Raw genomic sequence first — 24,705 nt, 5'->3', positions numbered from 1 at the left:
ATGTAGTATAAGAAAATCCGACCATCTCCCGTAATAGTCGCAATTGTAGTTATTATTCTACTCTGACCTACAATATTGTAGGTCTACCTGTTAAGATATAGAAAATATTCAAAAGAAGGATGAATCCCTCATGCGTCCAACCTTTCACATGCTAACTACTCAACTATCCAAAACATGGAAACTCAGTTGCAGCGATCCATCTCAGGCTAATCTTCCGCTACAACCTCCATTATTGTATGATTCCGAGATGAGATTGCAGTCAGATCAAGTGTATATCGCGCATGCTACACAGAAGATATCGATACAAGCAGATGAGGTGCAAGGGATTTTTATTTGCTGCTGTGAAACAGGCATCTACGAGCAGAACTCAATAGCGCCCGGTACGATCGTGATCCAATCTGCCGTATCTGTCGCAACTGTAATGAACCAGGTACAGGCTATTTTCGTCATGTATCAGCAATGGGTGGATACGCTACGACAGATTGTATCGGACGGAAACCGTTCGCTTCAGGAGCTATTGGACGTTAGCTCGCCAGTGCTGGGACATCTGCTGACAGTCAGCGATGAGAATATTCATATTTTGGCGTCCTCTAATGAAGGGCAACGAGTTAGCGACGATCATTCTATTCTCGGAGTCTTTTCAGATGACAATACGCTGGATGGATTGAAAATGGCGATCCGGCGTGTATCCGGTAATCGGTATGCGTTCGACCCGCAGCATGCCCGCCATATCGGTTCCAGTTCTGAGCTGCATTATATTCATATTACCGATGGACAGATTCACCTCGGTATTCTCAGCATGCAGCCCGTCGGTCAGCCGTTACAGGAGCATGATGTGCAGTTGTTAGAACTGTTATCCGACTACGTGAAAACAATGCTGCTACGTCCATCGCAAACGGGCGGCAAGTTTTTTGGAAATGTACTGCAATCGCTGCTAGATGGATTGCCTGTGCCAGAGGAGCATTTAGAGCGATTAACGGACGCGTTAGATACCCAGCCGGGCGATCAATTCCGCTGCATCGTCATTCAATTGCCGCAGCAGTCGTTGACCAACTTGAGCCGCTACATCCGCAATCGTTTCCAGATGGAGATTCCGGCGTCGATTGCGATTGTGCACGATCAGCAGATTGTCGGGCTGATCAACGATACTCGGTTTGCGCGTAAAGATCGGGACTTTTACGATTGGGTTCATAGATGGCTGCTCAATATGGACTGCCTTGCCGGAGCGAGTGATAGCTTTGCTGAGTTGGTAAAGGTCAACGATTATTATACGGAAGCGAAGGCAGTTATTCATTTTGTAAATCCAGAGTTATCGCGGGTGCGTACATTTGCGGATTGCTGGCAGGAGTATGTGCTGCATCATTGTGTGGGTGAACTGCCGCCGTCCCTGTTGTTTCCGCCGGGGCTGGTAAGATTGCTCGATTATGATGAGCAGTCTGCGGTGGATTATGTGGAGACGCTGCGCATTTGGTTGGAAGAAGGACGCAATGATTCGCGGACGGCATCACGGTTGTTTATTTCGCGCAATTCATTTTTATCGCGGAAGGAGCGGCTCGTGTCACTGCTGGGAAGTGATCTGAGTGATGTGGATGAGCGGTTTCGGGTGGAGCTGTGTTTGCGGTTGTTGAAGTAATGCGCTATTTCTTCATATTGTCATCAAATTCGGAATGATCCATGTATATTGTATGGTGCTGTAACATACAAAAAACCGCCGACAGGAAGGCAATACCCTTGTCAGCGGTTTAATTCAATTTTATATCGTACAATCATACGTAGGATATAGTACGACTGCTACAACTCATCCATAAGTAAAGCTGGTCTTTCTTTGTGCATGTTTCTGTATTTCCTTCTCTGTATTCGTACTGAAACTGTATACGAAACGAGCAAGCAACATCGTCTCAAAATCCTTATGCCAGCTTATACCCACAATTCGAGCAGAAATTCGCTCCTTCGTTCTTCGCTCCACAGTTCGGACAGAAATTCGGCTTTGTACCGCTGGAGCCTGTTGGTGCAGAACTAGTGTCTGCGTTGCCCTCTGCACCATTGTTCTGACCACCGCCAGTGTTGGCATTACCGCCATTTTGCGCATTAGCATTCTGCCCATTTGCCGGATTGCCACCGCTGTTGTTGCCACTCGCATTCTGTGCATTATTTTGCCCGCTATTGTTCTGACCATTCTGCTGATTCATATTCTTCATCATTTCGTTCGCCATATTCATGCCCATCATCATACCCGCCATATCGGATGCTGTACCGCCGCCCTGTACTTTCCCTGACGCGATGCCATCCGTCATGCTGACCTGCTGGTATTTTTGCATGTTGCCGATCATCTCATGCGAGGCGGTCTTTGTGATCATATCCTGAATTTCCTGCGGGTAATTGAAGCTCATCACTTGGAAGCCCGTAATGCCGATCCCCAGCTGCATCATCTGCATATCCAGATCCTCGCGAATCCCGTTGGCAATATCGAACGCATTGGCTTGCAGATTGAACATGTCCTTGCCTTCACGCACGATCCATTTCATCAGCAGCTGATCCAGCACGGACGTGATGCGAATTTTCACATCTTCGACTAGATAGCTTTGCTTGATGCCTGCCACCTTGTCGATCAGTGATACATAATCGCTTACTTTAAAATTAAATGTCCCGTTCGCACGAATCGGCATCCCGCCTGGCAGCTGTGGTGCCGGGATCAGAATCGGACTTTGTGTCCCCCAGCGCACGGTAAATTCCTTCGTATTCACGAACAGTACTTCCACGCGCATCCCGCTGTTAAAGCCAAACTTGAACCCTTTCAGCGTCGACAGAAATGGAATAATATCCGATTCTACGTTAAACGAACCCTCGTCCTCAAAGATCCCTTCAATCTTGCCATTGTTCAAAAAGATAGCATCCTGCCCTGAGCGAATAATGAGCTTACTGCCCTTCTTGATCTCGCGGTTGCTCCATTTCCAGAAGATCATATCATCTCTAAATTCTTCCCATTCCACCACATTGGCAAATTGATTTTTGAAAAATCCCATATTCAGTATCCTCCCTGTCATTCAGATGTATATTCTCTCTTGCCGATTGCTAACACCAATATGCTAAAAGGAACCGCGGCTCCCGCTGTGCGAATGACCGCCGCTGCTCGTTCCACCGCCGCCTCCGCCACCACTGCTGCTACTGCTTTTTTCGATTTTCTGCTTGGTGACTGTGGTGTTGATGTAGCGGTCATAGTGATCCAGCAGCGACGATGCGCTGGCATCTTCATACGTCGCACGATCCACCGTCACCCGTCCACCGGAGCGATACGCCATGATCCAAACGACGATAATGCCGACAAGGATCGCCAACGCCGCTTGGAACCAGAATTTGAACAGCCAATTGTCAGGATTCACACCTGCGCGGTAGCCCATATATTCGTACGAGCGCTGAATATATTTTTCAAAGGCGGTCGTATAATTGCCGCTGCTGAGATCCGAGGTGATATAATCGCGAATTTTATCTAAACGTGAATCATCCAACAATTGCTCCGCTTCGCCAAAGCCCGCCAGATATGTTTTACGATTATACATATCCAACGTCAAGATCGCGGCACTCCCGTATTTCTGGTTGTAGCCAAAAGCTTTATCATCATACAAATCTTCCGTCAACTTCATAGCATCTATATTATTATCATTATTAGTCGTATAAATGACAAAATCCGTCTGCCGCAGCGCACCATATTGATTCGCCATCTCGGTAATCTCCTGCTTTTGCTGCGTTGTCAGCAAGTTTGCATCGTCGTAAACTAGCGTCTTAGTGCCTGTAGTCGTCTCGCTCGTACTGGCAGCATAACTCAGCGTCGGCAACAGTGTTCCTGCACTAGCACACAGTAGTGTGATGAGCACCAGCAGAGTAACGAACAACTTGCCAACGCCGTAACCATCACGTTGCCCATCTATATGACCACTAGGATGACATTGTTGTGCTGTCTCATCTGCATGATCTGTATGAATTTCTACACAATCATTACGATCCGAATCACCGTTTTCGTCGCTGCTTGGTCTATCATTACTCGAAGCATATAGCCTCTTCTCTCTCTGCTCATTCGAATCATACGTCAAAAGAATCCACCTCCTAGCGCCCAGGAGACAGTCTTCAGACACACTAGCGAAACGGCGCTAATCCCCGCAAACCAAGCAAACATCTTGCCTTTACTAAGCGGCGGTTTGCCAACCACTTTACCCGTCTGCCCATTCATCGCAAACAAATATTCTTTATGGTCAAAATCGTAATTCACCATCCATACCGGCAACAGCACATAATCCGCGCGTTGCACATTCGTATCCACCTGCCGATCGGTATAACTCACACTAGAATAGCCAGTGACCGTGGACGCGATAGAGGAATCAATATACGGGATCGTTTTATCCTTGGCACGCGGTAGTAGATCGTTGTCGTCGTAATTGTATTTTTCAGCGATATACCCTGCCAGATACGGCGTTTTGAAATCTTTGAGCTGTGCATATGGAAATGGCTCTAGCTTGTCCATGAGTTGGTCGTTCATTTTCTCGGAAGCATCGACGGGCAGATTGACGTAGTGCAGCCGCATGCGGCGGTAAAATTCGTAATGTTGGGTTTCCGTGTAGTGGTAATCGCCCTGCGTATAACTGCGTACACGGGTCGCATGCCCGCGCGCCTCCGCAATGTTATGTAACTCATATAACCAGAATGGCACATACATGCCGGTAATGCTTTTGATGCGGTCGGCGGACATGAAGCCAGCCGGGGTGAGCAGTCCGTTGCGGCACCATTTTTTGAATGCCTGCTCCGCCTGCTGCTTGCTAATGGAAAATGGAAGGACACTCACTGGTGCCAATTGACCGCCCAACCGTTCACTGAGCACAACTGGCGAACCGCAAAAGCTGCACGTCGTCGCACTTGTCTCCGGCTCAGTCACCAGATCGGCACCGCAGTTCGGACAATGGTATTCCTTCACTTCGTCATCGGTAAAGACGACTTTTTTCAATGGATCGGGCAGCTGTTCGATATTGTCCTGCCTGCCGCAGCTTGGACAGGATAGCATGCCAGTAGTACTGTCGAACATCATGCTACTGCCGCAGTTGGGACACTTGTAATCAATAACGGGCATGAATGGATTCACCTCGGTTTGAAATGCTGGACTGTACAGGTTGCATCATACTAGATACCTGCATCATAGTACTGGATACCTGCGTGTTGGTTGGTCGTATCGCAAAATACAAAAGATAGGGTCTAGCCTTTGTATTGTTGCTGAATTGCGGCTAATTCTTCCTGCGGCGTAGATGCAGAGGTGCTAGTATGGTCAGGTTGTGCGTTCATTTGCTGCTCCAGTCGAGCGATTAACACATCCAGATCTTCCTCCGGCTGAGCGCCACCGCGTACTTCAGCGAGCGCTTCCGCTTCGTTGAGTGCTTGATTTGCCTTTTGCTGCATATCATGTAGCGCATTGTTGGCGCTACTGTACGTATGGTTGGAGTTGCTTTGCTGTAGCGTTTGCGCTTCATGCAGCTTGTTCTGGATATCGGCATACCGAGTTTGCAATGTGTTCAGATCGCTGGTCAGCTTGATTTGCATCTGCTTCATGACATCTGCTTTGGCAGCTGCCCGTTCATGAGCGGCTTGTAGCTCGCTATGCTTTGGCGCTAGCTGGGCTTTCTTTTCCAGAAAACGAAGCGCGCCCTCCTGATCGCCGTTTTGGACGGACTTCTCAGCATAGCGCTGCAATTTGGCAATCTCGCCGCTGCTCTCGTCCCATGCGCGTTTACTGCGACTTTCCTCCGCTACCACGGCGGCTGTCTCCGCCTTTACCTGTCCGATATCACTAGTTAACTGCTGCATGTATTGTCTGGCAGTACGCTCAGGATCATCCGAACGCTCCAGCATGCTGTGCAGATTGGCTTTCATTACATCTCTGAATCGACTCCACATACTCATATCCGTCATCTCCTTTCAGCAAGGTATATGTAATATTGTACCCGAATCGTAGGGATGGGGTTTCATTTTTTGTGGATGGATTTGTAGATGGAAATGAAGATACTGGATCATGGACGTGCGGTCTGCTCTTTTCCCATGTGAAAATAGTAAAGGAACAGCAACCAAAATAAGGAAATCAACGTTAACATAGATAGGTTGTACTATGCATCCACTGCCAAGAGCTGGTTGGTATACATATCCACTTTGTGTAACGATCTGTTTGTATAAACAGCTTGGTTATCATTCATGCAAGTATGTAAACAATTATGATAGCGCTCTATCTCATCATTTTACTAACAGGAGGGTATCTCGTGAAAAAGCTGATCCTGAGTCTGGCATTCCTTTTACTATTCGCTATACCTTATTCAACTACTGCGCAAGCTGCGGAATCAGAAGTGATTGATAACGGTCAACTGCTGAATCATCGCGTCTTCATCCCGATGCGCGCCGTATCACAATCTTTTGGTGTTCCAGTAACGTGGATTGCAGATATGAAAACAGTGCTATTAACACAAAGAAAGAACAAGACGTATATGCCAGCGAATTTTAACCGGGCAGTCACGTATACACCGGGCATCGACGTTCCGTACGTATTCACTTTCATTGATCTGGATGCTCCGGCACAAATTCGCAATGGCACGATGTATGTACCTCTGCGTTTTATGAGTCAATACATTCAAGCCTCTATCTCTTGGAACGAACAAACCAAACAGGCAACCATTACCAAGGACGGCAAGCAGATTATCGTACATGTGCAGCAACCTCAAGTAACAGTATCTGCCGATGCACAACTGACCGTAGCTCGCTTGACCGTTCTTTCGGATAAGTTAAACGAAATCGCAGATCGCACCTCAATCAAAAGAGATGCCGCCACCTATCGATCGTACTTTACCAATGCATTTATCAACTCGACTCTACCGGATGCTGGTTTTGCCAAAACACGTCCGTACAGTCCTCCAATCACTACAGTTACGTATATTAATCAAAATAAAGCCGAGATCACCCAGTCTCTTGCCATCTATGGACCAGATCTACTAGGAGACACCCATGCAGTTACAGATCGTACCGCTACCTTTGTACGAAACGGGAATGTATGGAAAGTAGATCGTGTCAGCTTTTCTGAGAGAAGTATTATGAATATGGGGGTAGCCGTGGAATGAGGACGTAGCGCTATATTGTATACGTGATGTAGCTACCATATTCAAAATGATATCTACAGTTTATCCATGGTAAATGTCTATTCTTCATACGTATACTCTTTTCGTTGCCCATTCGTATCGTAGACAATTTCGAATATATTCCCCAACGCATCCTCACGGAAACGTTTGTTGTCTTTCATATAATAAATCGAAGCGCCCCGCTCCTTCGCTTGCTGACGTGCATGCTGGCTTGCTTTTTTCATCGCTTCTTGTAATTGCTCTCGATTCAAAGGCATAACATTCACTCCTATTTGATATCATAGTTAGGATAAAAGCCATTAACCTTCGAACTCAGAGATTAATGGCTTTTATCTACGTACACCCACTGTCTATTTACTGCAAAATGTCTCCGTATTCAACATCTGCATTACGTACCCTACATGCCGCACGCACCTATTCCACTTTCATGCCACTCAATCGCCCTGCACCAACACCGGATGATCTTTCAGCTGCCCAATATCATGCCCGGTTGGATTCTGGAACGTGCGCAGTCCAAATGTCGGAGCGACCGCAAAGATATGGTCAAAAATATCTGCTTGCACCCCTTCATACACCGCCCACGTCGTATCGCTACTAAACGCATAAATCTCCAGCGGCAACCCGTTATCCGCAGGTGCGAGCTGGCGCACGATCAGCGTCATATTGCTATGAATGCCCGGATGATGCTTGAGATATCGATACACATACTCGCGGAACACCCCGATATTCGTCAGCTGTCTGCCATTCACATTGCTCTCGCGGTTGATCTGACGCTCCACATTGTAAGCCTCAATCTCCGCCACTTTGTCATCGAGATAATCAGCAAGATAGTGAATTTTGCGAAATTCCTCGATCATGTCCGGCGTGCAAAAGGCAATGCTGCTCGTATCGATCTGCACACTGCGCTTGATCCGCCGTCCGCCCGACACCTGCATCCCGCGCCAATTACGAAACGAATCCGAGATCAGCGCATAGCTGGGAATCATCGTAATCGTCTTGTCAAAATTCATTACTTTTACCGTATTCAGTGTAATGTCGATCACGTCACCGTCGGCATTGTACTTGGGCATCTCAATCCAGTCGCCCACACGCACCATATCGTTGGACGATAGCTGGATACCAGCAACGAGACCGAGAATCGAATCTTTGAAAATCAGCATCAATACCGCTGACAGTGCACCAAGTCCGCTGAGAATGATGAGCGGATTTTGCCCAATCAGATTCGAAATGACAACAATCCCGCCGACGATAAACATAATGATCTTCGCCACCTGAATGTATCCGCGAATCGGACGGATTTTGGATACTTCAAACGAGCGATAAATCGCATCAAACGCATTGAGCAGCGCATCAAATACCGTGATACCGACTACGATCATATACGTCATTGCCGCCTTCTCGATCAATCCTTGATACGCTGGAAAGACGGATGCAGAATAATAAATAATAATTGCTGGTACGAGATGGGATAGCTTGTGAAAGACCTTTTTCTCTACAATGATGTCGTCCCATGTATATCGATTGTTGTTGGCGATGTGTATAATCGTTTTGAGTACGATCTTCTGTGTAATCCAGTTCGCCAGAACACAGACGACCGCGATAAACAGGATCATGATGATCGTAGCAGCATAGCCGATCATCATCTCATTCATGCCTACATTCTGAAGTTGTTGTCTGATCCAATCCATGATGTAAATAGTCTCCTCCTGACTGCATGTATACTGTTGTCCTATTATAAATGACTGCCCAGTACGAAAGAAAGTTTGCCGGAGACATAGGCATATGTAGGCATATCGCTTCTTTGTCTTACAAACATTCATCCAACTGTAACTTCATCATCCAAACCAATAAAAAACCCCTTCTCAGCAGAGGCGCAACCATCATCGTCAACCGATGCTTTGCAGCTCATCCGCCAAAAGGGGTTATATCATTTTATACCGTCATTTATACTCCTTACAGTGCACCGGCTGCCCATGCCGAGTAGAAGGATGGATACACCGGCCGGTAATGCAGCTCATTGCGAATACGCATCGTGTCTACGACCATATCCCATGCATCGTACTCCTGCTGCGCCGCTTCCGGCAGACTCTCCTCACCATGAAAACGAAGCAATTCCGCAGCCGAGATTGGCGCATCGTCAGCCACATTGTAGATTCTACCGTCAATCCCGGGTACCGAAGCCGCCAGCAGCAACGCCTGACTAATGTCCGCATGATGCCCCATATGAATACGCTTCGCCGGATTCCACTGCTTCACATACGGTAAAAAATCAGCAATATGTGGATCACGATCACCATAAACAAACGGTAATCGTACGATGCGTAACCCCAACCCTTGCTCACGATGAAGCTTCAGTAGTGCCGTTTCCGCTGCAACCTTGCTCTGCGGATAGGCAAACAACGGATTCAACTCATCATCTTCATGCTTCGGACGATCCGCACCGCCCGTGCCGTACACATTGTTCGTACTGGCAAATACAAATCGCGATACCCCCGCCTGCAATGCGGCATGTGCCAGCGCCAGACTGCCGTCGGTATTGGCAGTACGCGTCGTTTCCTCATCCACACCGCGAAACTTGGCTGCCAAATGCACGATCACATCCACGTCCTGTAATGCAGTGAGATAACTGTCCGGCTGTACTAGATCGCCATGGATCACCTGCGCGCCTTGCTGCTCCAATGCTTGCGCTTGTGTCACATCCCGCACCAGCACCTTTACATCATGTCCATGTTGGATCATCCGTGGTGCAAAACGACTGCCTACTTTGCCTGTAGCTCCGGTAATAAATAGTTTCATCATATAGCCCTCCTGTGTATCGACTGAATAGGTTTAGTATAATGAAAAGAACAACAGGTAGCCTGCCCACGATTATCGTAGGACTGGCAGTGTCAGGATAAGGAGGGATATGCAGATGGAAGAACGTTCCCCCAAAAAGCTATTGGGCGAATTTCTACGTTCCCGGCGGCAACGCCTGTCGCCAGAAGAAGTAGGGCTAGTCAATTATGGAAGACGCCGTACATCCGGGCTTCGTCGTGAAGAAGTCGCGCAGCTTGCCCATATTGGAACGTCATGGTATACATCGCTGGAACAAGGACGCGAGGTGAATGCGTCACAGGACGTGCTGGATCATATTGCGCGGGCGCTGCAATTGACCGAGGATGAGAGGCAGTATTTGCATGTGCTTGCCAGACCCGCGCAGCGTGAGGAGAAAACGGAAGACGAACAACAACAATTGCAGACAGGTATGCAGCGCACCGTTATGGCACTGGAACCGAATCCCGCATTTGTACTTGATCCGTATTGGAATCTGACCGCTTGGAACCGGGCAGCTGCATTTGTTTTCCATTTACCTGCGTTTTCCGCTGCCAATGATTACAAGATCAATTGGATCAAGCATCTACTCAGCGGAGACAGACTTGGAACCGACACGCAGGAGCGAAATGAAAAAGCGCAGGCAATCATTGCCCAATTCCGTGCAGATTACGCCCAGTCTCCCAACGATGTCATATTCCAAAAGCTAGTAGACGAATTTCAACAAACCATCCCCATCTTCCGCGAACGCTGGCCCATGCACGACGTGCAAGCCGTCAAAGACCGCTTCAAACATTTTGACGACCCGCGTATAGGTGTGATGGAGTTTGAACATATCGTGTTGCATCCATCCGGCAATCCGATGATGAAAATGATGATCTACACCGCATCGCTGGATACTGCTACTCGCTTACAAGCTATGCTCAAGGCTGAAGTGTAGGCTAGACCTAAAGAGGAATTAGGTATGTCCGTTTACTGATGAAAATATGGTGATTTGTACAATTTAAGAATCGAGATTCACCTGACTTAGGGTCTACTGCTTTATGACTATGATGATTGATAAGAAATGAAAAAGACCGCTGATTAGGCGGTCTCTTCTTATGCTAATGCTATATATGATTTTTCCAGATGGACATGGATCCGAAGTTAGTCGTCCCCCTGCCCGAAATGCTAAACACTATAAGCTAAAACCAATAGTTGATAAAAAAGCTAAAACGGATACCATCTAGTATCCGTTTAATGTGTTACCTTTGAAACAAAAGAAGAATAGCAATTCAAAATCATTCCAAAAAGACTATATTGCAAACGTTTCTTTCATAGAAAATCGCTTTAAACTAGTATGGAATTAATATGAAATCGTAAGCTAATAACCTCAATCACTTACTCCAATACTGCTTCGCAATCCGCTGCCCTTGATTAATCTTCGCCCACTGCTCATCTTCACTCAGTTCATTCCCGCCATCACAGGAAGCAAAGCCACATTGGTGAGATAGCAGCAAACGATCCTTATCGATAATATTGGACGCCTCATCCAACAGTCGCAGTACACGCGCTTCATCATCCAACGTATTCGTTTTGGACGAAAGCAGACCAAGCACAATCTCCGTATCCGGCTTGTCTTTGAACACAGCCAGCGCTTTCAGCGAACCCGCGCGTTCGTCATCCCATTCAAGGAAGAAACGATCATACTTCAGCTGCTTCAGGAACAGGTTAGCGATCTTCACATACGAACCGCCACCCATATTGCGAGAATCATAGTTCCCACGGCAGTTATGCGTCCACATTTTCAGACCGAGACTGTGCCCGTAATCGATGACCGTGTTGTTAATATCGATAAACTCAGTCGCCAGCGCCTGCACTTCTTCCTGATTGATGTTCTCGCCTGTATACGGAGAGTTCGGATTGTCATCTGCAAACAGTTCCCACAGACAATCGTCGAATTGCAGAATCTCACCGCCCGCAGCCGCAAAATCCGCAACAAACTCTTTATACGCCTGAATCAAGCCTGCTTTCAACTCCTGTGGATTCTGGTACACCGCATCCGCGCCACCGATATTGTCCGACCAAGACAATTCGCCAAAAATATGCGACGGCGAAGGCACGCACAGCTTCGTTTCACGTTCACCCGCATGGGACTTGAGCTGTTTGAAGGACTCGATAAAATGATGATGTTTACCGCTTAACTTGCCTGTAATACGCAGCCCGATGTCTTTGCGTGTTTCGTATTTGGACGTACCATCCGTATCGCGGAAAAAGTATCCATGATCCGCAATATACCGCTCCACACCGTCAAACCCCCAGACAAAATCCAAATGCCACATCGATTTGGAATATTCGCCATCCGTGATGATCGACAGATCGTTCTCAATTTCCTTCTCCACGACAGACTGGATCGCCTTCGCTTCACATTGCTGATACCCGTCGAATTCTTGATAAAACGGATAGCTAATATCATCCCGATGCTCAATTTGCGTCTTATATTCCAGTAGCTCCTTTGGACGAAGCAAGCTGCCTACGATTTGAAATTTATCACTCATATAGTAATCCCCCTTGATTGGACTCGGACTTGGATGTAATGGTTCCATTTTATCATGGGGTAGAGTCGTTTATATAAGCGTAAAAGGCATGGCTGGTTATAGGCAGCGGCTATGGCGGGAGTGAATAGAATATACGTATGATTTATTTTTCTAATAAAAGGTATACTTGTTTAAATTCATCTTCTCGTTACGTATAATTGTTATAACAGTCAAACTTCGATGAGGAGGTAACATAATGGGTAAAACAAATGAAATCGAGCGAAAAGTAACCAAATTTGGCAATAGTCTCGGCATTAGCATGACTGACGCTTTGAAAAAAGTCGGTTTAGGACAAGGCGATGCAGTAACGATTGATGCTAATCCGTTGACAGGAGAGATCCTGATCAAAAAAGCCAAAAAGATCTCACTACCAGAAGGCATTAGCCCAGACTTCATGGATACGTTAGCAGATGTTATGACAGAATATGATCAAACCTTGCGTGGACTAAAAGATCGATGACACCCATTCGCTATCTGTCTGTTCAAGAAGTCATCGCAATCAATGTAGCTATGATTCAACGATACAGCCCGGGAGAACAAGTAGGAGTAAAAGAACCCGGATTGCTACACTCCGCCGTTCATCGACCTCAATCTTCCGTATTTGGCGAAGATGCGTATCCTAGTATTTTTGAGAAGGCAGCCGCGTTGTTTGAATCGCTTGGACAAAATCATCTATTTCATAATGCTAACAAACGGACAGCATTTACAGCGATGGTTATATTCCTTCGTTATAATGGTTTGAGTTTTAAAATGAACGCAAAAGAAGCAGAGGATTTTACTGTGGATATGGTGAATCATCATTTTGATTTTCAGCAGTCAGCTGAAATTATTGAGAGGAATTGTATTTCGATGATTTGATTGCAATGCATGAGATTCTATTATAAAGACTTTCATTTCAACAAAAAAGACACTGTCCACATTGGGCAGTGTCTTTTGCTGTATACTACTTTATTCTATACATAAAGTGTGTACAAGAATGAAGGCGAACCGTGGCTATTCAAATCCACAATTCGACGAAGTGTGATGCGCAATTTATTTAGAACTGTAGCTCACCAAAATTAAAAATTTTTCACTCTAGTTATGGACATACAATAAATCCTTCATGAAAAACTTTATCTTTATTATTTATAATAGGTTTTAAACCGACACTATTTGTTAATTGAAAGTTTGATGCTGTAGAAAGATGCTGAGCAACAACAGCACACAGCATTGCATCCAGTTGATCAATACTTGGTCTGTGTACACCAGGACAAGTATAACCTAAGAATTTCAATCCTTCCCAAACATAGTCTACGTATCTTGATGGATAAGCCCTTTTGTGAGTAATATGATCTTTAAATAGAATATAAAATTTCATGTTATTCAATCGGTTACTTAGCCATTTACGAATTACATATCTCGGATATGTTTCAAAAATTGTTGGCTTTTCTTGATCAAATTTTGATTGATTCAACCCATATATATTTGCTATTTGGTTCGAGTGACAATTCCAAAAGATATCTATACCAACTTCAATCAATCCTTTATACAAAGTTGTTTTAGATAAGAGTCCACGTGATGATGGAATTTTTGAAGTCGAAGTCTTAGCATTCTTATCACAATCGCGTATGATTTTCCCTTGACTTGATAGCCCTTGGGGAGAATCAAATCCAATAAAACCGATTGCAGAATTATTGGGCGAACTAGGTAAAGGAGTCGTTGGAGTTGGACTATAAGCATCAAGTAAAAATGTTTGTTTATCGCTATCTAACCAAGCAATAACGCTATAATTCTTAATTCCGGATGCACCAGATGTGTCTACTCCAGCCACTAGCATTATCTCACCTCAAACTTTTAAATTAATGAAAGGTCCTACTCTAATTTAATCTCGAAAAAACCTTTATTAAACAGTCACATGAATATTATTAAGTTATTAGATAATATAGATCGATAATTACTTACTAGTTTAATAAAAAAATAGCTCTCTACTTTTTGCTTTATTGAAGCTGTGCTCAATCATTAATATAGGTTCATCAAGAGGGTTAGTAGTGAGACTCTTCTTAATTATCTATTTTATAATTGTATTTAACCCGTGGTGCTAGTTGAAAAATAACCTTTGTACAGAAAAACATCCAAAATGAAAGTGACTAAATCCCCTTTTGGAAAGTAGATTCCTGTGCAAAGACATCTTTATTGTACACAAAAACAACACTCGGTACAAAGCCAATTTGTCGCTATTCCAAAAAAAGTTTAGCAGGAATTTCAAGCTTTTGCTAGTTTTCTGAAACGAAAAAAACCATCATCTGCTTCAGCAAAGCGATGCCCATATCCTGACGCTTCATCTGCTGAGAAAAGGCCTAGGTTTCACCTCCGAACGTGCCTGGCATTGCTTTATCCAAGGGAATGTAGATTCTGTAGTCGAACGTTCTCGGTACAATCGGCGATGCCGAGATCTTCGCTTCGCACTCGCAAGCGACTTTCTTCGCCGGAGTTCGGCAGCCCCTACTCGATCATCGACAGCCTTCCTCTTTCCTTATGCCACCCGGTTCGTTTAACAAGGGCGCGATGTTTTCGAGCTCTAGCTAACGTGGGCTATTGCGCTTCAAAACAGAGTCATTACTATGGATTCAAGCTACACGTGCAAATCAATTCATTCGGTGTCGTTCAAAATTACGTCTTGTCGTCCGCTTCGGTTTACGATGTACAGATGGTAGAAGATTTGCTTCGCTAGGCGCCTTCTGCCCTCGTTCTTGGAGACAAAGGGTACCTCAGTCACTCTTTACATGTTCGTTTGCAACAAAACTATAATGCCCTCCTTTGAGTGCCCACTCTTTCAAACAGCAAAAAAGAACGGTGGACACCAGCCTTTACACGCTGGATGCGACACAAACGCAAACAAATTGAAACAGTATTTTCCATCTTAGCGACTCGTTTTGCTCTTTCTTCGACCCGTTCGAAGAGTTCATAAGGATTCGAAACGAATTTAGATAGACTTTTATTACCCTATACGCTTTGGAAAATAGGAGTCATTCAAGATTAATTTTAACTAGCACTACAGGTTTTTACTACATATGAAGTCAAAGAGAATCGAACCTCTGTCGGAAGATAATCTCGCATAGGCTTCTACAGATGTAGTCACTTTTTTTGATATCACCGTAGTAACCCCAAATGACCAGATTCCCTTCGGGCTCGCCAAATTGTCCTCTTCCGTTTACCCTCAAGCAGCATATACCACTATAAGTTCAGCTCTCATCGCCATACACGGACAATGCTGAATGAGAGCACAAATCACAATTTCTTGAATTTGAAGTCATACATTAGATCTATCCTTTATTGCTAACTGAATGACTCACTTCAAATCTTAATACAAAAAATACATCATCTTGTCGATACCCAAAACATCTATATTTCTCACTCACTCTAAACTTATAAATATTTTTATCTTTATAAATTGATCTCGCAAACCAATCGTCATCTTTTGATGATGGTGAATAGGGTTTATATTGAAGTCCTTTACTTTTTACTATCTCATCCCATGACAAATCCGAAAAAGATTTAAAAGAAGAAATGAAAGAATTTGTTTCTACTGAGCTTATTGACGAGAACCCATATTTTTCTTCAATGTTATCAAAAGATATATTCGAACCATCAAATCTATTTAGGCAGTAAGTGTAAGCATCTTTCATACAACTATCATAAAGCAATTCAGCCATATTTTTTTGATCGTATATATTATTTATCTTAATTATAACATTGTCCTTATTTAGTTCTAAACAGTTTTGACGAAATGGTTCATTTTGAAAAGAAATCACTATTTTATCACGTTCGCAAGCCTCCGCTAATCCATATCCACTAACATCACTGGTAAAAATACATTTATAAATACTTTGTTCATTATGCTTTGGTGAGTCTGTCCAGAACATTTTATGTTGCATAAGCTCTCTAAGCATTACTTTAAAGAACCGCGCCTTATCATTCCCTCTTGAGCTTTTATTCGATAATGCATCATATAATGTATGCTCGTGCGTAACCATTCTATTGTAGAGTTCACTATGACTCAAAACAGTTACTCCAAGTTTGTCTAAAGTTTTTTGGATTTTCAGCATACTATCTAACGAGTCATAGAAAGAAGCAATTGTGTTAAACTGACCTGCTAAAGAAAGCTCATTCATTACTAACTCCATGATTTCAACTCCAACAGTTCATCTAAGTCATCATCAAATTGGTCAAATAATCCATTCTGATGATTGACAACATTCCCGTTCTCATAAAATTCTACTAGCGTTGAGACACTCTGATAACTATCTAATTCGAAGAAATAAACTGCAACCTCCGATACTTTTATAATATCTTTAAAAATTGATTTTCGTATTCCATTGAATATGTGATCACTATGCGTTTCTATTATGAAACGTATGTTTTTAGAAGCAGCAAAAGCAAAGAGTTCTGTAAGCTTTGATTGTGCTCTAGGATGTAAATGTATTTCTGGATTCTCAATAATCAGTAGATCCCCTGACTTTGATGATAAAACAGAAATAATAATAGAAACAATATAACTTAGACCAGACCCTATGTTTTTAGGTCTGACACTTCTATTGCCAGTATAATTGAACCTTGCCTTTACAATATCCGTTCCTTCAATATCTTCAGTCGATATATTAGCATTCACAATATATTCCATCCAGTAATTAGTATGCAATTCCAGCGTTTCGCCAATATCAGGATCTTTCATTAAACTTTTTTCAATTACATTATTTTTATTATGCTCGTAAAAATCCATTACAAATTCACTTAATGAACCCATTTCATTTTGATAGCTATAATTTTTAAAGTAGGTGTCTTGTGCACCTAGCCTATGTGCTGATATATATCGAATATGTCCGTCTCTAAAAAAGTAACTTTTAAATTCATCGTTATCGCATTCAAACAAGCACACTACTTTTTCTTCGTCTTCTTTTATTTTGATGTTTAAGCAACCGTTCTTTCCTTTATAATTACCTTCAAATTCAAGCTCAATAACTTTTGAATTCACCCTAAAATTAGCCGCATCTGTAAAAGAACCTAAAGCAGTAAGTTCTCCATTTAAAGGAGATTGATGTGTCTCATTAATATTTTGAATTGCCAATAATAAAGCCTGTATTACTGTAGATTTTCCAGAAGAATTCATACCGGTGAGCATAGTGAAAGGATTTAATTTAATTTCAAGAGCATCAATACTTTTGAGTCCATTTATTTTTATATTAGATATCATTTTCTAGCTCCTTTTTTAGTTCATCCATTTTTAAGAATATAGACTTTATTGATGTTCCTCTACCTCGATCACTAGATAACAAATCTGAAAATTGAGCATTGTTCATAAGTAGCTTTGATTTTTGCTTGAAAAAACTTTTATTTTTATTACAAATTTCTTCATCAAAATTAGCAAATAAGTATCCAAAAGAATCAAATAAGATTAAATTCACAGGATATCTACGTTCACCGTAAGTTCTTCTGAATGCTTGATTACCGAAGACTGTTATATTATTTTTCATAGTTTTAAAAAATACTCTTTTTATATTTTGAATTTTCTGATCATCCATTGCATTAAGTGATTCCATAGCCTTACCTAAAAATGAGTCTAATTCTCCACTATCGTATTGCAACATTTCACCTTTCAAATTCGTTAGATTTCCAGTTTTCCAAAGATAAAATGATATAAGCCTCAAAATCATATAATGATCTTTCATTCTGCTATCATTAATAGAGCTATCGGTTGCTTTGATAAATTCTTCGCTTTTAGATAGTTCTTTTAGCAATTTAGTAGCTTTACCTTGGTATAAAGCATTTCTCATTTCTTGCTGATTTAGTCTTGTACCTCCCCTATTGACCCTATCAAAAATATCAAACATCACTCTATCAGGTGTAGGCGGTTTTATTACTTGTGCGATTATCTGATAGTCCTCCAATTTAGATTGCAGATTTTGATCCAGTTCTTTAAACCTTTTGCCTTCTACTACTTTTAGAATTTTTAGACCCTTTAATGCAAAATCATTATCAAAAAACTTAAAAAAAGTCGTCAACCTTTGCTTTCCATCTACAACTACTAGTTGCCCACTCTTATTCTCACTTAAATAAAAGATAGGTAAAGGTATACCCATCAAAACTGACTCTATAAGTTCTGAGCGTTGTATCACCTCCCACACATCCGATCTTTGAAAATCAGGATCTAACACTACCAAATTTCTCCCATGTTTACGCTTCAACTCAAAAACAGAGTATTGATCTCTATCTACTTTTATTGTTATGTCTGGATAAACTTCTTTGATACCATAGTCTTCATAATCAATAAAACTATTTTCTTCCTCATTTGTTTCATCAAAATCCAATTGCTCTTTATTGTTATTTATATCCATTTTAGTTCCCCTTTTCAATAAAGTTCATTATTTTCAATTTATATTTTAGTTTCCCTTTTATTACTTTAAATATCTATTCTACAGTTTTTTGAAATATCCTTTACTGCACCAAATATTATCTATTAAAAATTTGATACTAAAGTTTTTTAAAAATATTTTTTCTTCATACAGCCTGATACGCCTTATAACTTGCTTTGTACTGCACCTTTGACATAAACCATCCAATCATCATTTGCGGATTTGGCACCTTTGCATCTAATGAGCCAACAAGAGTTACATATCATACTTCACCGACGCAATATATTTTTCAGGAATAATAATGTCGTTAGTTTCCTATTTAATCGTATCATACTCTGGTGTCTTTTTTTACACTCTGCTCGGATATCATCCAGCATTTATTGATGATAAAGCCTAGCTTTTTCGCTCCACGAACCTTCTTCAACAACCTGTATTTTCACTCCAAAAAAATATAATATAAGTTTCCAAGCTTGCGGCTTGCTAAATCGAATGCCGCTGATCAATATAATACAACTGAACCTCTTTCTTAAAATAATTTTCCATCAACAGCTTCAATAATGGTGTTGCATACAGTTTGTTGGTGACGTTTCCTTTGATTGCACAAATTGAGCTCAAAGGGTATATTATTCCAAAATAATAACACTAACGGCTACATCCACTGCTTCATCTGCAACTATATCATTCATAAAGTTCACTTTGAAAAAACTTATTATTGGATCACCAGCAGGAAATATGGACAATATTGTGAAGATAGCGAAGATTGATAAAATTGATAGTATTATTGTAAATAATGATAACAATATTTATTTTCGCGATGCCAGAAACAAAAAATCCACAAATTCAATAGCACTCATAGTACTATCCAATCTTTTAAAACTATTGATTAAAACTTCAACTGGAATTACAAAAATGCGAATGGCAATGCTAAAGACTATGATTACTCAAGCCTTACTTCGCATAAGATTGGTTATAATGCAGTTAGTAACAACTAGAAATATTAGTGTAGCTTCATATGATCTTAATAGTGCCAATTTAAGCTTCATTAACTTCGTTATTTTCCCAAATACGGATACTATCTTACACTGAAGCAACAATTATAATGAGTTCTAAATAGCAGAAAAGACCGCCTTCTTAGGCGATCTTTTCTGCTGAAACAAAAATGGAGGCGAGGGGAGTCGAACCCCTGTCCGAAGATAACGCAACATAAGCTTCTACGGGTGTAGTTACAGATTTGATGTCACCCTAGAGACTCCCTGTAACCGGATTCCCTTCGGGTCAGCCTGATTATCTTATTCAGCACACCTCAGGCGGAGATGTGACAGCGTAGCCCACTAAGAGTTGGGCCCTCATCCTGGCACATGGGCGATGCGAGGCGAGAGCACGTTTCACAGTTTCTTAGGCTGCGAAAGCGTAGTTAGTTTGTTGTTTGCCGTTTAATAGGCTTTAGCGTTGATAAAGCGGACGCGTCCCCACTACCCGCTACTCATGCCCGACCTACCCCCGTCGAATCCAAGAACGCCCCCTTACTAAAAAGGGTCTGGATCAATACGGGACGAGCGCATGAGTCTCGTCTTCCGAAGTGTTCTGCCTATGCAACCTTTCCCTCCATAGAAAGGGCTACATCGGGAAATGTCCTAACCCTATCGACAAACGCCGACCGTTATTTCATTTCCTCACAGACATTGATTATACCATGTTTTGATGCAAATGGATAGCTGTGCAGATGCCGGTAGATACCAGCTAATGCACGATGGATAAGCCGGCGTTGTAACTCCTATCGCTCTGCCAATTGAGACAGCAGACTACGTAAGAGAGACAGCTACCAGACACCGATATGTTCCATTACCCCAAAACATCATCACTTTAACAACACTCACCATATCATCTGCTTTTGTTGTAAACCTCAGGTATGAGCTTCAATCGTCATACCTAGCAATCAATGCTTCTGATTATCCCGCAATGCACGTTGAATATCACGCTGCGCATCCCGTTTTGCCGCGGTCGCGCGTTTGTCATGCTGCTTCTTACCTTTACCGAGACCGATCAGCAGCTTGGCATAACCGTTACGGATGTAGATTTTCAGCGGAACAATCGTGTAGCCGTCGCGCTTGGATGCGCCGATCAGCTTGCTAATCTGCAGCTTGTGTAGCAACAGCTTACGTGTACGAGTCGGGTCTGCCGGATTGCTGCGGTTGCCTTCCTCAAATGGGCTGATGTGCATATTGTGCAGGAATACTTCGCCGTTACGGATCGTGGAAAAGGCGTCGTTGATGTTCGCGCGGGCACGCCGCAACGATTTGATCTCGGTTCCGGTCAGTACCATACCTGCTTCATAGGTTTCCTCGATGAAATAATCGTGGGATGCTTTTTTGTTCTGGGCGAGTACTTTGTTTTCACTCTTTTTGGTCGCCATGTGGATTGCTCCTTCCGTTATTGCTACCCCATATCATAGGGGTGGCTGCGAGGATGAGGAATCAGTCGGAAACTGTTGCATCTCTGCTACTGGATTCCAACCGATCTCAACCCGCAGCCCATATGCTTTATATTATTCGTTCTCTGTATTCTTTTTCTTTGGCTTGCGTCTACGTTTCGGCTTGGCATCGCCGGATGCATTTACAGATGCAAGTGCATCATTGGTGACTGCCGGTGCCACGGAGCCTTCGCCGGATTTCTTACGGCGTTTGCCTCTGTTCTTCTTCTCCGGTTCAGGGCTGTTGTAGCCGCCTTTGCCAGAACCGAATGCGAAGCTGCGTCCTGATCCAGAGGAACGGGAGCCAGATTCGCTTCTTGCCGGAGTGGAAAGAGTGACACCTTTGTCCTTTTTCCGCTTATTCTTACCGGAGCCAGTATTGTCGCCGTTTGCAGCGGTGGATGGGTTGGCAGTATTATTATTGCCTTTTACCGGGTTGGTATTGCTACCACCTGCTGCTGGGCTATTGGTATTGCCATTACCACCTGCTTTGGACTTGGCTTTTTTCGCAGCTTTGCCGAATACTTCGGCTTTTTTGGCGTTTTTGTTCTTGCCTCTGCCACCGCGTCCTTTGCGTTCACCGCCAGCTGTGCCGTTGCCGCCGCCATTGCCACCAGCTCGGTTACCACGTCCACCGCGACGCTCACTTTCACCGCGTCCTCCACGGTCGAAGCGACGACCGCTTTTCGGCATGTCGGTCAGTTCAAAATCAATCGTATGATCGTCCATATTAACGTTAGCAACGCGAATCGTCACGGTGTCACCGATACGGAACACGCGAGACGTGCGCTCGCCGAGCAGAATCATCTGCTTGTCGTCAAAATGGTAATAGTCATCGGTCAACATCCCAAGACGGATCAAGCCCTCAACGGTGTTGTCCAGCTCGATAAACATACCGAAGCCAGTTACGCTGCTGATTAGTCCTTCGAATTCTTCGCCGACTTTGTCGAGCATATACTCGGCTTTTTTCAGCTGGTCGGTGTCGCGTTCAGCATCTACAGCAACGCGCTCACGCTCGGACGATTGCTGGGCAATGTCCGGCATACGGGTTTCCAGATACGTCTGGCGATCTGGCGTCAGCCCATTGCCACCGTTCTCAATCACTTCGCGAATGACGCGGTGGATCACCAGATCGGGATACCGGCGAATTGGCGAAGTGAAATGGCTGTAGTATTCCGCAGCCAGCCCGAAGTGACCGGAGCTGTCGGCAGAGTATTTTGCCTGTTTCATCGACCGCAGCATCATGGTGCTGATGACGGTCTCTTCCTTTTCACCCTTCACTTCGTCCAGCAGCTGCTGAAGTGCGCGTGGGTGGATCAGATTGCCTGTCCCTTTGACAGCATAGCCAAAGTTCTGTACGAAGCCGAGGAAGTTTTGCAGCTTTTCCTGATCCGGGTTTTCGTGAATCCGGTACAGGAACGGTACTTTCAGCCAATGGAAATGCTCAGCGACCGTTTCGTTTGCCGCCAGCATGAATTCTTCAATAATCTGCTCAGCGATGGAACGCTCACGTTTGACGATATCGACCGGTTTTCCTTTTTCGTCCAGCAGGATTTTGGATTCTTCAAAGTCAAAATCGACCGCGCCACGACGGATCCGGTTGTCGCGTAGCTTCATGGCCAGCTCGCGCATCAGCTTGAAGTCGTCGATGAGTGGTGCATAACGCTCCAGCAGTTCTGGTTCTTCGTCTTCCAGAATGCGGCGTACGTTTTTGTACGTCATGCGTTCTTTCGTTTTGATGACACTAGTGAAGACGTCATGCTTAACGACCTTCATATTGGCGTCGAACTCCATTTCGCAGCTCAATGTCAGACGATCTACCTGCGGATTCAAGCTACAGATTCCGTTCGACAAACGGTGTGGCAGCATCGGGATCACGCGGTCAACCAAATACACGCTACAACCGCGGTTGTACGCTTCGTTATCCAGCTGGGAGCCTTCACGCACATAATAACCGACATCGGCGATATGCACGCCCAGACGGTAATTGCCGTTCTCCAGACGCTCGACGTTTACGGCGTCATCCAAGTCCTTCGCATCTTCGCCATCGATGGTAACGATGTTCTTACCACGCAGATCGCGGCGTCCTTGCTGAACGATCTCTTCTTCAGTAATCTCGTCCGGTGCACCCTGCGCCTCGTCCATCACTTCGTCCGGGAAGCTCTCTGGCAGTTGATGCTTGCGGATAATGGAGATGATGTCCACGCCGGGATCATCCTTATGTCCAAGCACCTCGATCACACGACCTTCAGCCGCCGCCCGTCCTTCTGGATAGTTAACGATCTCAGCAACGACTTTCTCGCCGTCGACAGCACCGCCAAAATGCTCTTTCGGGATGAAAATATCGCGGTTGATACGCTTATCATCCGGCAGCACAAAACCATACGTATCCTGTCCTTGGAATACACCGACGATGCGGGTATTTTTCCGAACCAGTACACGTACAATTACGCCTTCCATGCGTCCACCGGACGCGTTACGGGAAGTGACTTTGACAAGTACGGTATCGCCGTTCATCGCCGTGTTCAGGTCATTGGCATGAATGTACACATCGCCATGCTCGCGATCTTCCGGGATCAGAAAAGCAAAGCCTTTGGCATGTGCTTGCACGCGTCCTTTGACCAGATCCATACGTTCTGGCACGCCATATCGATTGGCGCTATTCACAACTACATCGCCGACTTCTTCCAACCGGTTCAATAGCTTGACGAGTTCTTTGAAATCCGAAGCATCTTCAATCTGAAAATGTTCTTCCAACTCCTGATACGTCATTGGATTATAAGCGGTGTCCCGCATAAAGTTTAATAGTTGTTCTTCTGTAATCATTGAATTCACCTCGGCCCACCTTCAGCAGCGATCACGCCCATCCGGCTCATATGTATTGCGGGTTTTATGTGCTCTATACGCTGGTCTGTGTCGGTGATGGATGAGTAAAACGCAGACCGGTCCATGATCTGCACGGACATCTGCGTTTTCAGAAAGCCACTTCGATCATGTTTCATTTAGTATACACATACCCTAGTATACACTAAATTAATCCCCAGCCTGTATTCCGGCAAAAAAAAGGGCGGCATGCTCGTTACCCTCTCCTTGGTTAAGGGGAACGAATATGCCGCTAAATGGTCTTGCACATCATGGACTTCGGTCTTGCTTCAACTTACATGGGAATAATGGACAAGCTCGGGAACAGTTCTGATTATACGGGGGTTATGTGAATTCTATATGAACAGACTGGGGGGGAATAGTTTTTTTTCGAGGTTTTATTTGGATGCAGCATGCACTCCGGGAAGGGATAAGGAAAC

The 24,705-nt window shown here is 43.9% G+C and carries 20 protein-coding genes and 1 other RNA gene; 6 read left to right on the top strand and 15 right to left on the bottom strand.

What is annotated here, in order from left to right; all coding sequences use genetic code 11:
- Positions 1-130 precede the first annotated feature (130 nt).
- Positions 131-1,633 carry a PucR family transcriptional regulator gene (locus tag ACDE64_RS00905; protein WP_411348681.1) on the top strand — a complete coding sequence of 501 codons (1,503 nt, stop codon included), beginning with the start codon at positions 131-133 and terminating at the stop codon, positions 1,631-1,633.
- Positions 1,634-1,907: 274 nt separating this feature from the next.
- On the opposite strand, the gene ACDE64_RS00900 is transcribed toward ACDE64_RS00905, so the two are convergent.
- The 4 genes from ACDE64_RS00900 to ACDE64_RS00885 all read right to left on the bottom strand — a co-directional run bounded on the left by ACDE64_RS00900 (position 1,908) and on the right by ACDE64_RS00885 (position 5,940).
- The gene (locus ACDE64_RS00900; protein ID WP_411348680.1) at positions 1,908-3,023 is read right to left on the bottom strand and encodes an SPFH domain-containing protein; all 1,116 of its coding nucleotides are present in this window, start codon (positions 3,021-3,023) and stop codon (positions 1,908-1,910) included.
- Positions 3,024-3,086: 63 nt separating this feature from the next.
- Positions 3,087-4,088: a TPM domain-containing protein gene (locus tag ACDE64_RS00895; RefSeq protein WP_411348679.1), complete on the bottom strand. Its 1,002-nt coding sequence runs from the start codon at positions 4,086-4,088 to the stop codon at positions 3,087-3,089.
- Positions 4,085-5,116, bottom strand: coding sequence for a TFIIB-type zinc ribbon-containing protein (locus ACDE64_RS00890; protein ID WP_411344681.1), 1,032 nt, complete (start codon positions 5,114-5,116; stop codon positions 4,085-4,087). The genes ACDE64_RS00895 and ACDE64_RS00890 overlap by 4 nt, the downstream gene beginning before the upstream one ends.
- 122 nt (positions 5,117-5,238) lie before the next feature.
- Positions 5,239-5,940 (bottom strand): PspA/IM30 family protein, encoded by a 702-nt coding sequence (locus ACDE64_RS00885; protein ID WP_411348678.1) that lies wholly within the window; start codon positions 5,938-5,940, stop codon positions 5,239-5,241.
- A 350-nt stretch (positions 5,941-6,290) separates the two neighbouring features.
- On the opposite strand from ACDE64_RS00885, the gene ACDE64_RS00880 reads away from it, so the two are divergent.
- Complete coding sequence (locus ACDE64_RS00880; protein ID WP_411348677.1) at positions 6,291-7,139, top strand: copper amine oxidase N-terminal domain-containing protein; 849 nt, start codon at positions 6,291-6,293, stop codon at positions 7,137-7,139.
- Between the two features lie 77 nt (positions 7,140-7,216).
- Here the strand turns inward: ACDE64_RS00880 and ACDE64_RS00875 are convergent, their stop codons facing one another.
- From ACDE64_RS00875 to ACDE64_RS00865, 3 genes are all read right to left on the bottom strand, one after another.
- The gene (locus ACDE64_RS00875; RefSeq protein WP_411344678.1) at positions 7,217-7,414 is read right to left on the bottom strand and encodes a hypothetical protein; all 198 of its coding nucleotides are present in this window, start codon (positions 7,412-7,414) and stop codon (positions 7,217-7,219) included.
- Positions 7,415-7,591: 177 nt separating this feature from the next.
- Positions 7,592-8,845 carry a mechanosensitive ion channel family protein gene (locus ACDE64_RS00870; RefSeq protein WP_411348676.1) on the bottom strand — a complete coding sequence of 418 codons (1,254 nt, stop codon included), beginning with the start codon at positions 8,843-8,845 and terminating at the stop codon, positions 7,592-7,594.
- A gap of 265 nt (positions 8,846-9,110) precedes the next feature.
- Positions 9,111-9,956: an NAD-dependent epimerase/dehydratase family protein gene (locus ACDE64_RS00865; RefSeq protein WP_411348675.1), complete on the bottom strand. Its 846-nt coding sequence runs from the start codon at positions 9,954-9,956 to the stop codon at positions 9,111-9,113.
- A 112-nt stretch (positions 9,957-10,068) separates the two neighbouring features.
- Here ACDE64_RS00865 and ACDE64_RS00860 point away from each other — a divergent pair, with 112 nt between their 5' ends.
- Entirely contained in the window at positions 10,069-10,908 is an 840-nt protein-coding gene (locus ACDE64_RS00860) for a helix-turn-helix transcriptional regulator (RefSeq protein ID WP_411348674.1), read from the top strand.
- Positions 10,909-11,344: 436 nt separating this feature from the next.
- Here the strand turns inward: ACDE64_RS00860 and ACDE64_RS00855 are convergent, their stop codons facing one another.
- On the bottom strand, positions 11,345-12,505 hold the full coding sequence (locus ACDE64_RS00855; protein WP_411348673.1) for a cobalamin-independent methionine synthase II family protein: 1,161 nt from the start codon (positions 12,503-12,505) through the stop codon (positions 11,345-11,347).
- 235 nt (positions 12,506-12,740) lie between these two features.
- On the opposite strand from ACDE64_RS00855, the gene ACDE64_RS00850 reads away from it, so the two are divergent.
- Together ACDE64_RS00850 and ACDE64_RS00845 are read left to right on the top strand one after the other, a co-directional pair.
- Entirely contained in the window at positions 12,741-13,004 is a 264-nt protein-coding gene (locus tag ACDE64_RS00850; RefSeq protein WP_411348672.1) for an AbrB family transcriptional regulator, read from the top strand.
- Entirely contained in the window at positions 13,001-13,402 is a 402-nt protein-coding gene (locus ACDE64_RS00845; protein WP_411348671.1) for a type II toxin-antitoxin system death-on-curing family toxin, read from the top strand. The genes ACDE64_RS00850 and ACDE64_RS00845 overlap by 4 nt, the downstream gene beginning before the upstream one ends.
- Before the next feature lie 220 nt (positions 13,403-13,622).
- On the opposite strand, the gene ACDE64_RS00840 is transcribed toward ACDE64_RS00845, so the two are convergent.
- A complete protein-coding gene (locus tag ACDE64_RS00840; protein WP_411348670.1) occupies positions 13,623-14,354 on the bottom strand; it encodes a DUF429 domain-containing protein in 732 nt (243 codons plus the stop codon).
- A 612-nt stretch (positions 14,355-14,966) separates the two neighbouring features.
- Between ACDE64_RS00840 and ACDE64_RS00835 the strand changes: the two genes are divergently transcribed.
- On the top strand, positions 14,967-15,254 hold the full coding sequence (locus tag ACDE64_RS00835) for a transposase (RefSeq protein ID WP_411348669.1): 288 nt from the start codon (positions 14,967-14,969) through the stop codon (positions 15,252-15,254).
- Between the two features lie 592 nt (positions 15,255-15,846).
- On the opposite strand, the gene ACDE64_RS00830 is transcribed toward ACDE64_RS00835, so the two are convergent.
- The 6 genes from ACDE64_RS00830 to rnr all read right to left on the bottom strand — a co-directional run bounded on the left by ACDE64_RS00830 (position 15,847) and on the right by rnr (position 24,229).
- On the bottom strand, positions 15,847-16,707 hold the full coding sequence (locus ACDE64_RS00830; protein ID WP_411348668.1) for a hypothetical protein: 861 nt from the start codon (positions 16,705-16,707) through the stop codon (positions 15,847-15,849).
- Positions 16,698-17,774: a DUF3696 domain-containing protein gene (locus ACDE64_RS00825; protein ID WP_411348667.1), complete on the bottom strand. Its 1,077-nt coding sequence runs from the start codon at positions 17,772-17,774 to the stop codon at positions 16,698-16,700. Before ACDE64_RS00825 ends, ACDE64_RS00830 begins: the two co-directional genes overlap by 10 nt.
- Positions 17,764-18,915, bottom strand: coding sequence for a DUF262 domain-containing protein (locus ACDE64_RS00820; RefSeq protein ID WP_411348666.1), 1,152 nt, complete (start codon positions 18,913-18,915; stop codon positions 17,764-17,766). The genes ACDE64_RS00825 and ACDE64_RS00820 overlap by 11 nt, the downstream gene beginning before the upstream one ends.
- 1,175 nt (positions 18,916-20,090) lie before the next feature.
- Positions 20,091-20,456, bottom strand: a transfer-messenger RNA (tmRNA) gene (gene ssrA / locus ACDE64_RS00815).
- A 413-nt stretch (positions 20,457-20,869) separates the two neighbouring features.
- The gene (smpB, locus tag ACDE64_RS00810) at positions 20,870-21,346 is read right to left on the bottom strand and encodes an SsrA-binding protein SmpB (protein ID WP_411348665.1); all 477 of its coding nucleotides are present in this window, start codon (positions 21,344-21,346) and stop codon (positions 20,870-20,872) included.
- A 132-nt stretch (positions 21,347-21,478) separates the two neighbouring features.
- On the bottom strand, positions 21,479-24,229 hold the full coding sequence (gene rnr, locus ACDE64_RS00805; protein WP_411350198.1) for a ribonuclease R: 2,751 nt from the start codon (positions 24,227-24,229) through the stop codon (positions 21,479-21,481).
- Between the last annotated feature and the right edge of the window lie 476 nt (positions 24,230-24,705).

Source organism: Paenibacillus sp. WLX2291 (genome assembly GCF_046603665.1).
Lineage (GTDB): Bacteria > Bacillota > Bacilli > Paenibacillales > Paenibacillaceae > Saccharibacillus.
Note: the sequence above shows the minus strand (reverse complement) of the source record. Positions and strands in the feature narration are given on the sequence as shown.